The following is a 12853-nucleotide window of genomic DNA, read 5'->3' as shown; positions in this document are numbered from 1 at the left end:
GCGGCCGCGCTTGAGGAATTTGCCTGTGGGCTCGCCTTGGATTTTGCCGTCCGCGTAGACGTGGTTTCCCCGCACGAAGGTGTCCGTGACTCGTGATGGCCCGGCAGTCGCGGCGCGCGATTTGGGCTGTTGGGCGGTTGTATCGTGCGGCTGGGTTGGCTTTGATGCTGGCGTCGCGCGGTTGGGCTGGCCCGGCACTCGCGCCGCGCGATTTGGGCTGTTGGGCGGTTGTATCGTGCGGCTGGGCTGGTTTTGGCGCTGGCGTCGCGCGGCTGGGCTGGTCGGGGCGCCCGCGCCGCGTCACTGGGCCTGCCGGGGCGGTTTCATCCCCCGGCGGCCGGGTCGGCCGCTCGTGCCGCCTAACTGGGCTGCGCGGCACTCGCGCTCAACCGCGCTGGGCGGTTGCGTCAGTGGTCAGGGCGCCCGCCTCCCCGTGATTCGGCAACCCACTCCACTCGACCCGCCGCGGTGGGCGGCTGCACGGTCACGGCGCCTCCGGCAGATCCACCGTGACCCGCAACCCGCCCGCCGTCCCGGGGTCCGCCCGCACCGAACCGTCGTGCGCGAGCGCGATCGACCGGACTATCGACAGCCCCAGGCCGGCGCCGTTCGTGTGGGACGTGCGGTCGCCGGTCAGGCGGCGGAACGGCTCGAACAGCCCGGGCAGCGCCTCGGCCGGCACCGGCGGCCCCGTGTTCTCCACGACCAGCGCCCCGTCCACCTCCGTGGTCACCGAACCGCCCGGCGAGTTGTACAGGATCGCGTTGTGCACCAGGTTGGTCACCAGGCGTTCCAGCAGGACCTGTTCGCCCAGCACGGTTTTCGGCCGCAGCGACCGGTGCAGAGTAACCCCGCGCGAGGCCGCGAGCCCGCTCATCGAGTCCAGCACGTGGTCGGCGACCTCGTCGAGCCGCACCGGACCGCTGCTCGCCAGGCCCTGGTCGCTGCGCGCGAGCACCAGCAGGCCCTCGATGATCCGCTCGCTGCGCTCGTTGGTCACCAGCAGCTGCCTGCCCAGCCGCTGCAGGTCCGGGCTCGCGTCGTCCTCGGCCATCGCGACGTCGACCAGCGTGCGCTGCACGGCCAGCGGCGTGCGCAGCTCGTGCGAGGCGTTCGCGACGAACCGGCGCTGGCTGTCGAACGACGTGGCGAGCCGGTCGAGCATGGTGTCGAAGGTGTCGGCGAGCTCCTTCAGCTCGCCGGGCGGGCCGTCCAGGTTGATCCGCCGGTCCAGGTTGCCCGCCTCGAGCCGTCGCGCGGTCGCGGTGATCGCGTGCACCGGCTGCAGCACCCGCCCGGCCATCAGCCATCCGAGCAGCACGGCCAGCGCCCCGGTCAGCAGCAACGCGAAGCCCGACACCACGATCAGCGTCCGCACCGCCGAATCCCGGTACTCCGAAATGGACTGAGCCACGTCCGGGCCGCTCACGTGCAGCGGCCCGGACCCGGCCACCGGGGTGTTCTCACTGCTGGTGAACGTGGACGCCTCCGGCAGGTACCGCGCCACCAGCACGTAGTTGACCAGCAACAGGATCGCCCCGGCGAGCAGGAACAGCGCGCCGAACATCAGCGAGAAACGGGTGCGCAGCGACAGGTTCCGCATCAGCCGATCCGGTAACCGGCGCCGGGCACCGTCTCGATCACCGGCGGGTCGCCGAGCTTGCGCCGCAGGGTGCCGATCGCGACGCGGACGGCGTTGGTGAACGGATCGGCGTGCTCGTCCCATGCCTTCTCCAGCAGGTCCTCGACGCTGACCACGGCGCCCTCCGCCCGCATCAGCACTTCCAGTACCGCGAACTCCTTGCGGGACAACAACAGGTGCCGCCCGTCCCGCGACGCCTGGTGCCGGGGCAGGTCCAGCACCACACCCGCGCGCGACAGCACCGGCGGCAGCGCGGGCCGGGCCCGCCGGGCGAGCGCCCGCAGCCGCGCGACCAGCTCGCCGAACGCGAACGGTTTGGTCAGGTAGTCGTCGGCGCCGGTGTCCAGCCCGCTGATCCGGTCGTCGATCCCGGCGGCCGCGGTGAGCATCAGCACCCGCGCCTCACCGCCGTCGTCCAGCAGCGCCCGGCACACCTCGTCGCCCGGCGTGCCCGGCAGGTCGCGGTCCAGCACCACGACGTCGTAGTCGTGCACGCCGACGCGTTCCATCGCGGCATCGCCGTCGTAGCAGACGTCCACGGCCATGGACAACCGCCGCAGCCCGTCGGCGATCGTGTCCGCCAGCAGCCGCTCGTCCTCCACGACGAGTACTCGCATCCCGTCCCCTTCCCACGGCCAGTCTGCCCGCGCCGGGGTAAGCGGGGGATAAGCGAATTCGCTTAACGCCGCCAGCGCGCCCGTTCGCTAGACCTGTGGCTCCGACAGAGGAGGAAGCGATGCGAGTTCGACTGGTGCTGGCGGCCGCAGGCCTGCTGGCGGTGCTGACCGCGTGCGGTTCGGACGGAGGCGGCAGCGGGGTGGCGTCCCTGTCGTCACCGGCTTCGACGACGAAGGCCGCGGCCGCGGGAACCGAGGAGGACCAGGCCCGGGCGTACGCCAAGTGCATGCGGGAACACGGCGTCGACATGCCGGACCCGAAGGCCGGCGACGGCGGCGGCATCGGCATCACCATCCCGGAGGGCGTCGACCGGCAGAAAGCCGAGGAAGCCACCGAGGCGTGCAAGGACCTGCTGCCGAACGGGGGCGCGCCGAAGGCGGTCAGTCCCGAGGACCTGGACAGGCAGCGCCAGATGGCCAAGTGCCTGCGGGACCACGGCCTGGACGTGCCGGACCCGACGGCCGACGAGCCCGGCATCCGGATCCAGGGCAGTGGCCCGGACGACCCCAAGATGGCCGCGGCGATGGAGGCGTGCCAGCAGTACTCGCCGCCGGGCGCGGAGACGCAGAACAACGAGGAGGGTGGACGGTGAGCACCGGGCCGCAGCAGGTGCGCCGCCGTCGCCGCCTGCGCTGGATCGGCGCGGGCGCGGTGGCCGTGGCGTTGCTCGGGGCCGGCACGGCGGTGATCCTGGCGCGGGCCGGGGCGAGCCCGGCGACGGCGTTGCCGGAGGGGCCGGCCGCACCGGCGACCGCCGAGGTCGTGCGCACCGACCTGGCCGCACAGGAAACCGAGGACGGCACCCTCGGCTACGGCGCCGAGCGGTCGCTGACCGGCAAGCTGCCCGGCACGATCACCGGCCTGCCCGCGGCGAACGACGTCATCGAGCGCGGGGAGGCGGTGTACACAGTGGACGCGAAGCCGGTGCCGCTGTTGTACGGGAACATCCCGTTGTACCGGGAACTGGCGGCGGGCATGACGAAGGGCCCGGACGTGCAGGTGCTGGAGGAGAACCTGCGCGCGCTCGGCTACACCGGGTTCGGCACGCCCGACACGACCTTCACCGACGCGACCGCGACGGCGCTGAAGCGGTGGCAGAAGGCGCTGGGGCTGGAGCAGACCGGACGGCTGTCGCCGGACGCGGTCGTGGTGCGGCCCGGCACTGTGCGCGTCGCGTCGGTGACCGCGCAGATCGGTGACCCGGCCGGCGGCGAGATCGCGAAGCTGACCGGGACCCAGCGAGTGGTGACCGTGCAGCTCGTGGTCAGCAAGCGCGGCATCGCCAAGCAGGGCGACAAGGTGGAACTGAACATCACCGGAGGCGGCGCGACCCGGGGCACCGTCAGCTCGGTGGGCAGCACCGCCACGCCGGGCGAGGAGGGCGAGGAGGCGACCATCGACGTCGTCGTGACGCTCGACGACCCTGCCGCGGCCGGGCAACTCGACTCGGCGCCGGTGGACGTCACGTTCACCACCGGCAACCGTCCGGCCGTGCTGGCGGTGCCGGTTGGCGCGCTGGTCGCGCTCGCCGAGGGCGGACTGGCGGTGGAGGTCGTGGAGGGTGACGGCACGCGGCTCGTCGCCGTCCAAACGGGACTGTTCGCGCGGGGAATGGTCGAGGTGCGCGGGGATCTGCGCGAGGGCCAGCGGGTGGTGACGACGTCGTGACGGTGCTCGAACTGGCCGATGTGGGCAAGACCTACCCCGGCGGGGTGCGGGCTCTGCGGGGCGTGTCGCTGCGGGTGTGCGATGGTGAGATGCTCGCGATCGTCGGGCCGTCCGGTTCCGGGAAGTCCACGTTGCTGCAGCTGATGGGCACGCTCGACCGGCCGAGCTCCGGCACCGTCTCGGTGCGCGGGCACGACGTGGCGGCCCTGCCGGACCGTCAGCTCTCGGCCCTGCGGGCGGCGTGGATCGGGTTCGTGTTCCAGCGGTTCTTCCTCACCGAGGGGCTGACAGCGCTGGACAACGTCGCGAGCGGGCTCGCGTACGCGGGCGTGCCGCGACGGCGGAGGGCCGGACTGGCGAGGGACGCGCTGGAGCGGGTGGGGCTCGCGCACCGGGCGGCGCACCTGCCGGGCGAGCTGTCCGGCGGCGAGCGCCAGCGGGTCGCGATCGGCCGCGCCGTGGTGACCCGGCCGCCGATCCTCCTCGCCGACGAGCCGACCGGGAACCTCGACACCACGACGGGCGAGGGGATCCTCGCGCTGCTGGGCGAACTGAACGCCGCCGGCACGACGGTCGTGGTCATCACCCACTCGGCCGAGATCGCCGGCGGCATGCCCCGGCGGGTGGAGGTTCGTGACGGCGAGTTGCGCTCGGACAGCGGGGTGGTGGCATGAGCACGCGCACCCTCGTCCCGGCGCCGGAGCCGCTGCCCAAGCCGACGCGGCTCGGCCCGGGGAATGTGCTGTCGGCGCTCGGGATCGCTGCTGGAGTGCTCCGGCGGCGGGTCGGCTGCGGGGTGGTGGCATGACCACGCGCACCCTCGTCCCGGCGCCGGCGCCGGCGCCGCTGCCCAAGCCGACGCGGCTCGGCCCGCGGGACGTGCTCGGTCACGGTTTGCACGGCGTGCGCACCAGGCCGTTGCGGGCCGTCCTCTCCGCGCTCGGCATCGCGATCGGGATCGCCGCCATCGTGGCCGTGGTCAGCATCCCGGCGTCCAGTTCCCGCGCGTTGCAGGAACAGCTCGCCGCGCTCGGCACGAACCTCCTGCACGCCGAACCGGGCCAGCGGATGCTCGGCGGCGGCGAGGCCGAACTGCCCACCAGCTCCGTCGCCCTCGTGCGGCGCATCGGACCGGTCACCGCCGCCGCCGTCACCGGGCGCACGTCGGCGACCGTCCGCCGGACCGGCTACGTCGACGCCGACGAGACCTCCGGGCTCAGCGTGCTGGCGGCCACGCCCGAACTCCTGCAAGTCCTCAATGGACATCTGCACGCCGGTTCGTTCCTCGACGCGGCGAACTCGCGATTCCCCGTCGTGGTGCTGGGCTCGGTCGCCGCGACGCGGCTCGGGGTGCGGGAACCCGGGCGTCAGGTGTGGATCGACGGCCAGTGGTTCACCGTCGCCGGCGTCCTCGACGCGATGCCGCTCGCGCCGGAGATCGAACGCTCGGTGCTCGTCGGCTGGGAGGTGGCGCAGGCGCGCCTCGGGTTCGGCGGCCACCCGACGACCGTGTACGTGCGGGCGGAGGAGTCCGCGGTGGAGGACGTGCGGTCGGTTCTGGCGGCCACGTTGAGTCCCCAGCGGCCGGGTGAGGTGGAGGTGACGCGGCCGTCGGAGGCGCTGGTGGCGAAACGGCTGTCCGAGTCGTCGTTCAGCGCGTTGTTCCTCGCGCTGGGCGGCGTCGCGTTGCTGGTCGGCGGGGTCGGCGTGGCCAACACGATGGTGATCTCGGTGCTGGAACGGCGGCGCGAGATCGGGCTCCGGCGGGCCCTGGGCGCGACGCGGCGGCAGGTGCGGGGCCAGTTCCTCGCCGAATCGGTCCTGTTGTCCCTGCTCGGCGGGGTGGTGGGCGTGCTGGCCGGGGTCGGCGTGACCGCCGGGTACGCGCTCACCCAGAACTGGCCCGCGGTGCTGCCGCCGCTCGCGTTGTTCGGCGGGGCCGGGGTGGCGGCGCTGGTCGGCGCGATCGCCGGCGCGTACCCGGCGATGCGCGCCGCCCGGCTCACGCCGACGGAGGCGCTGGCGTGATCAGCCCCGATAGGCCTGCGACAGGCGCGCGTAGGCCACGACGTTGTCCGCGTAGTTGCGGGTCGAGCGGTCGAACGCGCCACCGCAGGTGATCATGCGCAGCTCCGGGCCGGCGGTGTCGCCGTAGACGTCGTCGGTCGGGAACTGCGACTTCGGGTACCGCTCGACGCGGTAGACGGTGAACACGGCGGTGGTCCCATCGGCCCGGTGCACGATCGCCTGGTCGCCAGGCTTGGTGTCCTTCAGGCGGTTGAAGGTGCCGGGCACGTGGTTGTAGTCGACGTGCGCGGCGAGTACCGCGGGCCCGGTTTCGCCGGGGGACGGGCTGCCGGTGAACCAGCCGGTGGTGACGGCGTCGCCGGGGACTTCGAGCGCGCCGTCGTCGGCTAGGCCGAGGTCGATGATCGGGCCGGTGCTGACGCCGATCGACGGGACCTCCAGCTTGACCGGCCGGGAGTGCGGCAGGGGCCCGTTGACCGGGGCAGTGGTGGTGGTGGAGACCGGCGCCGGCAGCGTCGAGGTCGGGGGCGCGGCCGGCGCGGGCTGCGGCTCACTGGGCGAGCCGCAGGCGGTGAGGGTGGCGCCGATGGCCGCGATCGCGAGCCATCGGCGCCATCGGGCGGTGGTCATCGGCCGGCGCGCCGCCGCAGGAGCAGCACGGTGCCGGCGCTGCCGCCGACGAGGACGAGCGCCCCGACCGCGACCGCCGGGCCGGCGTCGGTGCCCTGGTCGCCGCCGCCGGTGTCCACGCCACCGACCGGCTTGACCTTCACCTGCGAGCCGCCGGTGGAGTTCTTCTCACCGAACTTGGTCTCGCACGCGATGCCGTCGTGGTCGGCGTCCAGGCGGTGCGGATCGCTGCGGTCGGCGTCGAGGACGGCCTGGGCCTGCGCCTGGGTCGCGAAGTCGGCGCAGTCGAGGTCCGCGGTGGTCGTCTCGGGCGGAGCCGTGACGGGCGGCGCCTGGGTGGCAGGGCTGCTGCTCGGGGTGGACGGCTGCCCCGACGGCTTGTGCGGCAGGCTTTCGCACGCGACGCCGTCGTTGTCGTTGCCATCCAGCCCGTGCGGATCGGAGGGATCCTGGTCGAGAATGGCCTGCGCGTCTTCCTGGTAGGTGAAGTCGTCGCAGTTGTAAATGTCGGTCGGCTGCGCGAAAACCGCAGGTGCCGGGCCGAGCAGTGCGATTCCCGCGACGGCTGCCGTGCCGAGAACGCGACTGATCATGCGCATGGGGACGTCCTTTTCCGAAGAAACGATCTCGGGGCGATTCAGCCGCTTTGTCGTTCCGGAATGGACGAACGTTACGCAGGCAATTCCGGAAATTGTTTTCCCGATAATGTCGGTATTCGGACGTTGTTCACTGTACAACACGGCCGGAGATCTGTGCCATCACGCTGGAGTCGGCCAGCGTGGTCACGTCGCCGATTTCGCGGTTCTCCGCCACGTCCCGCAGCAGCCGGCGCATGATCTTGCCCGACCGGGTCTTCGGCAGTTCGGGCACGACCATGATCTGCCGCGGCTTGGCGATGGGCCCGATCTCCCGCGCCACGTGCTCCCGCAGCTCCTGCACCGACACCTCGGCGACACCACGCGGGATCACGAACGCCACGATCCCCTGCCCGGTCGTCGGGTCGGCCGCGCCCACCACCGCGGCCTCCGCGACCGCCGGGTGGGACACCAGCGCCGACTCCACCTCGGCCGTGGAGATGCGGTGCCCGGACACGTTCATGACGTCGTCCACCCGCCCCAGCAACCAGATGTCGCCATCCTCGTCGTACCGCGCGCCGTCGCCCGCGAAGTACGCGCCGGCGAACCGCGACCAGTACGTTTCCCGGAACCGGGCGTCGTCGCCCCACACGCCGCGCAGCATCGACGGCCACGGGCGGTCCAGCACCAGGTAACCGCTCTCTCCCGGCGCGACCTCCTTGCCCGCGTCGTCCACCACCACCGCGGAAATCCCCGGCACCGGGGTCTGCGCGGAACCCGGCTTGAACTCCGCGGCACCGGGCGACGGGGCGATCATGATGGCCCCGGTTTCGGTCTGCCACCACGTGTCCACGATCGGCGCCTTGCCCGCGCCGATGTGCTCGCGGTACCACCGCCACGCCTCCGGGTTGATCGGCTCGCCCACCGATCCCAGCACCCGCAACGAAGACAGGTCGTAGCGCGCCGGGATGTCCTCGCCCCACTTCATGAACGTGCGGATCAACGTGGGCGCGGTGTAGTAGATCGACACCCCGTACCGCTGGACGATCTCCCAGTGCCGTCCCTCGTGCGGCGTGTTCGGCGTGCCCTCGTAGACCACCTGCGTCGCGCGGTTCGCCAGCGGCCCGTACACGATGTAGGAGTGCCCGGTGATCCACCCGATGTCCGCGGTGCACCAGTAGACGTCCTCGCCCGGCCGGTGGTCGAACACCGCGGCGTGCGTGTAGGCCACCTGGGTGAGGTAGCCGCCCGAGGTGTGCAGGATCCCCTTCGGCTTCCCCGTCGTCCCGCTCGTGTACAGGATGAACAGCGGGTGCTCGGAGTCGAACGCCTCGGCGGTGTGCGCGGCCGGCTGCGGGCCGACCAGCTCGTGCCACCACACGTCCCGCTCGCCCATCGACACCGGCGTCCCGGTGCGCCGCACCACGACCACCTTCTCCACCGCCGACCCGGCCAGCGCCTCGTCCACACCGGCCTTCACCGGCACGGCCTTGCCCCGCCGGTACTGCCCGTCGGCGGTGATCACGACCTTCGCCTCGGCGTCGTCGACCCGCGACCGCAGCGCCGACGGCGAAAACCCGCCGAACACCACCGAATGCGGCGCCCCCAGCCGCGCGCAGGCCAGCATCGCCACGATCGCCTCGGGGATCATCGGCAGCTGGATCGCGACCCGGTCACCGGCCCGCACCCCGAGCGAGGCCAGCGCGTTCGCCGCCCGGCACACCTCGTCCCGCAACTGCGCGTACGTGATGTCCCGCGTGTCACCGGGCTCGCCGACCCAGTGGATCGCCACCTGGTCCCCGAAACCGGCCTCGACGTGCCGGTCCACGCAGTTGCGGGCCACGTTCAGCCTGCCGCCGGTGAACCACTTCGCGTACGGCGCGCCGGAGTTGTCCAGAACCTCCGACCACCGCACGTCCCAGTGCAACCGTTGCGCCTGCTCAGCCCAGAAGTCCATGCCGCGGAGCCTGACCGCCCAACGTTGGCGCGACGTTGGAACCCTCCGTGCGGGTAGGTGCGCCCGCGACGATCGTCAGGCATCATGGAGCACCATCGCGCCGGAAGCACGAGGACGACGAGGTCGCGGAAATGGCAGAGCGTAGTGCGCTCCACCAGCGCCGCGCGGCCCTGGAACGGGAATGGGCCCGCTGGGTGCCGGCTCAGGCACGCCCGGAAACCCTGGAACTGCGCAGCGAAGTGGCCGAATCCTGGGCACGTTCGCTGTCCATCGTGGATCCGTCACGGGACAGCGCGCCCGCGGCCGGTGACGAGGTGCGGTCCCGCTGGCGCGAGTCGCCGCTGCGGGCCCCGGTCACCGAACTGGCCGACGAGCTGCGCAGCATCGCCGACGACGCCGGGTTCGTCGCCGCCGTCACCGACGAGTCCGGCACGATCCTGTGGACGTGCGGCGGACGGGTCATGCGGCGGCGGGCGGAGCGCGTGAACTTCGCGCCCGGCGGCCGCTGGGACGAGCCGGACATGGGCACCAACGCCCTGTCGCTGGCGTTGCGCACCGGCCGCCCGAGCAGCGTCTTCTCCGCCGAGCACCTGGTCGCGGCCCTGCACGGCTGGGTCTGCTACTGCGCCCCGATCCGCGACCCGCGCGGCCGCCACCTCGGCGTCCTGGACCTGTCCACCACCTGGGACCGGTCGCACCCGCTGGCCATGTCGACGGTCCGCACGCTCGTCACCGCGATCGAATCGCGGCTGCACGTCAGCGCGCCCGCGGCCCCGGGCATCCGGCTGTCCTGCCTGGGCTCCGGCAGCGCCACCTTCGACGGCATACCGCTGCGGTTGTCGCCGCGGCAGCTGGAGGTGCTCACCCTGCTCGCGCTCGAACCCGGCGGCTTCTCGCCCGACGGGCTGCGCGAAGCGCTGTACGGGGACCTGCCCGTCACCAGCACGACCCTGCGCGCCGAGGCCTCCCACCTGCGGCGCATGCTCGGCGGCGCGCTGGCGAACCGCCGCTACGCCCTGACCGCGCCGATCGACTGCGACGCCGTCGAGGTGCTGACCGCGCTCAAGGCCGGGGACACCGCCACGGCCGTGCGCCGCTACACCGGGCCGTTGCTGCCCGCGTCCGAGGCGCCCGGCATCACCCGGTGGCGGGACCACCTGGAGGTCGCCGTGCGGGAGGCGGTGCTGGCCTCGCGCGAGCCCGACTTGGCCCTGACCTACGGCGAGCGGCACCCGTTCGACCTGCAGGTCCACGAGCACGCGCACCGCCTGCTGAGCCCCGGCGACGGGCGGCGCGGCATCGCGGCGGCTCGCCTGCACGAGGCCCTGCGCGATTAGGCTTTGCAATGTGGCGGAGCCGCTTCCGCCACGTTCGCAGCTTGCACCGCCGCGGGTTCTGAGGTGGCTCCTCGCGAGGACAGCGCCGACGTGGTGAACCGGCGTTCATGAGGAGGCGATCCCACAGCGAGGGGCCGCCTCAGGTTCCGCTACCGGCACCGCTACGCAAGCCGCCAGACTTCGAGGATCCCAACGTTTCCCCAACTCGGAAACGGCACGGTGGCACCCATCACACCGATGTGATCGAGTGAATGGAGTGCTTCCATGGCCTACGCCAAGCCCGGTGCCGACGGCAGTGTCGTCAGCTTCGCCGCGCGGTACGACAACTTCATCGGCGGTGACTGGGTCGCACCGGCCGAGGGACGCTACTTCGAGAACCCGTCGCCGGTCGACGGCAAGGTGTTCTGCGAGGTGGCGCGTTCGTCCGCGGCCGACATCGACCTCGCCCTCGACGCGGCCCACGCCGCCGCCGAGAAGTGGGGCGCCACCTCGACCACCGAGCGCGCCAACATCCTGAACAAGATCGCCGACCGCATCGAGGACCACCTCGAAGAGCTCGCGGTGGCCGAGACCTGGGAGAACGGCAAGCCGGTCCGCGAGACCCTGGCCGCCGACCTGCCACTGGCCGTCGACCACTTCCGCTACTTCGCGGGCGCCATCCGCGGGCAGGAAGGCAGCATCGCCGAGATCGACGCCGACACGGTCGCCTACCACTTCCACGAGCCGCTGGGCGTGGTCGGCCAGATCATCCCGTGGAACTTCCCGATCCTGATGGCCGCGTGGAAGCTCGCGCCCGCGCTGGCGGCAGGCAACTGCGTCGTGCTCAAGCCCGCGGAGCAGACCCCGGCGTCGATCCTCAAGGTGATCGAGGTGATCGCCGACCTGCTGCCGCCGGGTGTGCTCAACGTCGTCAACGGGTTCGGCATCGAGGCCGGCAAGCCGCTGGCGTCCAGCTCCCGGATCGCCAAGATCGCGTTCACCGGTGAGACCACCACCGGGCGGCTGATCATGCAGTACGCCAGCGAGAACATCATCCCGGTGACGCTGGAACTGGGCGGCAAGAGCCCGAACATCTTCCTGCCGGACGTGGCCGATGCCGACGACGACTACCTGGACAAGGCCGTCGAGGGCTTCGTGATGTTCGCGCTCAACCAGGGCGAGGTGTGCACCTGTCCGTCGCGTGCGCTGGTCCACTCGGCGATCTACGACGAGTTCATCGGCCGCTGCATCGAGCGCACGAAGGCCATCAGCGGCGGCAGCCCGCTCGACCCGTCGACGATGATCGGCGCGCAGGCGAGCAACGACCAGTACGAGAAGATCCTGTCCTACATCGACATCGGCAAGAAGGAGGGCGCCGAGGTCCTCGCGGGCGGTGGCGCTCGCGAGGTCGCCGAGCACCCCGGCGGCTACTACATCGAGCCGACGATCTTCCGCGGCACCAACGACATGCGGATCTTCCAGGAGGAGATCTTCGGTCCGGTGGTGTCGGTGACGACGTTCGACTCCGTTGACGAGGCGCTGAAGATCGCCAACGACACCCTGTACGGCCTCGGCGCCGGCGTGTGGACGCGCGACGGCAACGCCGCCTACCGGCTCGGCCGCGGCATCAAGGCCGGTCGCGTGTGGACGAACTGCTACCACGCCTACCCGGCGCACGCGGCGTTCGGCGGCTACAAGAAGTCCGGCATCGGGCGCGAGACCCACAAGATGATGCTGGACCACTACCAGCAGACCAAGAACCTGCTCGTCAGCTACTCGGCCAAGAAGCTCGGCTTCTTCTGATGGTGCAACGGGTCTCGATGACCGGGGCCGCGGTCGCCCTGCTGCGCCGGCTGATCGAGCAGCACGGACCGGTGATGTTCCACCAGTCCGGCGGCTGCTGCGACGGCAGCGCACCGATGTGCTACCCGGACGGCGAGTTCCGGGTGGGCGACTCGGACGTGCTGCTCGGCCACGTCGGCGACGGCACACCGTTCTGGATGAGCGCCGACCAGTACGCCTACTGGCGGCACACCCACCTGACGGTGGACGTCGTGGCCGGGCGGGGCAGCGGGTTCTCGCTGGAGGCGCCCGAAGGCGTGCGCTTCCTGATCCGGTCCCGCCTGCTCACCGACGAAGAACTGGCCCTGCTGGACAACTGAAGAACCGCGAAGAAGGCCCGGACCCCGCGTCCGGGCCTTTTTCGCGTCCACGGGCACCTGTCCGATCGGGCAGGTGCGCGCCCCGCCGGTCGTGCTGAGTCGCGTGCCGGGCGAGGAGTATTGCGCCACAAGCGTTTCCGCGCCGTGCCAGGGGAGCTAGCTTCGGTGTGCGCGTCACCACAGTCGCTCGTCGCGCA

13 protein-coding genes are annotated in these 12853 nt (G+C 71.9%); 8 read left to right on the top strand and 5 right to left on the bottom strand.

What is annotated here, in order from left to right:
* Nucleotides 1-484: 484 nt before the first annotated feature.
* Both ABZ193_RS30460 and ABZ193_RS30455 read right to left on the bottom strand, forming a co-directional pair.
* Nucleotides 485-1603 carry an ATP-binding protein gene (locus ABZ193_RS30460; RefSeq protein WP_354712412.1) on the bottom strand — a complete coding sequence of 373 codons (1119 nt, stop codon included), beginning with the start codon at nucleotides 1601-1603 and terminating at the stop codon, nucleotides 485-487.
* Nucleotides 1603-2259 (bottom strand): response regulator transcription factor, encoded by a 657-nt coding sequence (locus ABZ193_RS30455; protein ID WP_354712411.1) that lies wholly within the window; start codon nucleotides 2257-2259, stop codon nucleotides 1603-1605. The genes ABZ193_RS30460 and ABZ193_RS30455 overlap by 1 nt, the downstream gene beginning before the upstream one ends.
* A 119-nt stretch (nucleotides 2260-2378) precedes the next feature.
* Here ABZ193_RS30455 and ABZ193_RS30450 point away from each other — a divergent pair, with 119 nt between their 5' ends.
* The 5 genes from ABZ193_RS30450 to ABZ193_RS30430 are packed head-to-tail and all read left to right on the top strand — an operon-like array spanning nucleotide 2379 to nucleotide 6016.
* A complete protein-coding gene (locus ABZ193_RS30450; RefSeq protein WP_354712410.1) occupies nucleotides 2379-2912 on the top strand; it encodes a hypothetical protein in 534 nt (177 codons plus the stop codon).
* Nucleotides 2909-3988 carry a peptidoglycan-binding protein gene (locus ABZ193_RS30445; protein ID WP_354712409.1) on the top strand — a complete coding sequence of 360 codons (1080 nt, stop codon included), beginning with the start codon at nucleotides 2909-2911 and terminating at the stop codon, nucleotides 3986-3988. The genes ABZ193_RS30450 and ABZ193_RS30445 overlap by 4 nt, the downstream gene beginning before the upstream one ends.
* Entirely contained in the window at nucleotides 3985-4662 is a 678-nt protein-coding gene (locus ABZ193_RS30440) for an ABC transporter ATP-binding protein (protein WP_354712408.1), read from the top strand. Before ABZ193_RS30445 ends, ABZ193_RS30440 begins: the two co-directional genes overlap by 4 nt.
* A complete protein-coding gene (locus ABZ193_RS30435; protein ID WP_354712407.1) occupies nucleotides 4659-4796 on the top strand; it encodes a hypothetical protein in 138 nt (45 codons plus the stop codon). Before ABZ193_RS30440 ends, ABZ193_RS30435 begins: the two co-directional genes overlap by 4 nt.
* On the top strand, nucleotides 4793-6016 hold the full coding sequence (locus ABZ193_RS30430; protein WP_354712406.1) for an ABC transporter permease: 1224 nt from the start codon (nucleotides 4793-4795) through the stop codon (nucleotides 6014-6016). Before ABZ193_RS30435 ends, ABZ193_RS30430 begins: the two co-directional genes overlap by 4 nt.
* Here the strand turns inward: ABZ193_RS30430 and ABZ193_RS30425 are convergent, their stop codons facing one another.
* The 3 genes from ABZ193_RS30425 to acs are packed head-to-tail and all read right to left on the bottom strand — an operon-like array spanning nucleotide 6017 to nucleotide 9178.
* Entirely contained in the window at nucleotides 6017-6646 is a 630-nt protein-coding gene (locus tag ABZ193_RS30425) for a class F sortase (RefSeq protein WP_354712405.1), read from the bottom strand. It abuts the gene before it with no gap.
* Nucleotides 6643-7386: an excalibur calcium-binding domain-containing protein gene (locus ABZ193_RS30420; RefSeq protein ID WP_237339977.1), complete on the bottom strand. Its 744-nt coding sequence runs from the start codon at nucleotides 7384-7386 to the stop codon at nucleotides 6643-6645. Before ABZ193_RS30420 ends, ABZ193_RS30425 begins: the two co-directional genes overlap by 4 nt.
* Nucleotides 7373-9178, bottom strand: coding sequence for an acetate--CoA ligase (gene acs, locus ABZ193_RS30415; protein ID WP_354712404.1), 1806 nt, complete (start codon nucleotides 9176-9178; stop codon nucleotides 7373-7375). Before acs ends, ABZ193_RS30420 begins: the two co-directional genes overlap by 14 nt.
* A gap of 131 nt (nucleotides 9179-9309) precedes the next feature.
* Here acs and ABZ193_RS30410 point away from each other — a divergent pair, with 131 nt between their 5' ends.
* From ABZ193_RS30410 to ABZ193_RS30400, 3 genes are all read left to right on the top strand, one after another.
* Complete coding sequence (locus tag ABZ193_RS30410; protein ID WP_354712403.1) at nucleotides 9310-10515, top strand: GAF domain-containing protein; 1206 nt, start codon at nucleotides 9310-9312, stop codon at nucleotides 10513-10515.
* 264 nt (nucleotides 10516-10779) lie between these two features.
* On the top strand, nucleotides 10780-12297 hold the full coding sequence (gene adh, locus ABZ193_RS30405; protein WP_020420254.1) for an aldehyde dehydrogenase: 1518 nt from the start codon (nucleotides 10780-10782) through the stop codon (nucleotides 12295-12297).
* Nucleotides 12297-12656, top strand: a complete 360-nt coding sequence (locus ABZ193_RS30400) for a DUF779 domain-containing protein (protein ID WP_027934342.1) — start codon at nucleotides 12297-12299, stop codon at nucleotides 12654-12656. Before adh ends, ABZ193_RS30400 begins: the two co-directional genes overlap by 1 nt.
* The last annotated feature ends 197 nt before the right edge of the window (nucleotides 12657-12853 follow it).

Origin of the sequence: Amycolatopsis sp. NPDC006125, from assembly GCF_040614195.1 — a bacterium.
Lineage (GTDB): Bacteria > Actinomycetota > Actinomycetes > Mycobacteriales > Pseudonocardiaceae > Amycolatopsis_E > Amycolatopsis_E tucumanensis.
Note: the sequence above shows the minus strand (reverse complement) of the source record. Positions and strands in the feature narration are given on the sequence as shown.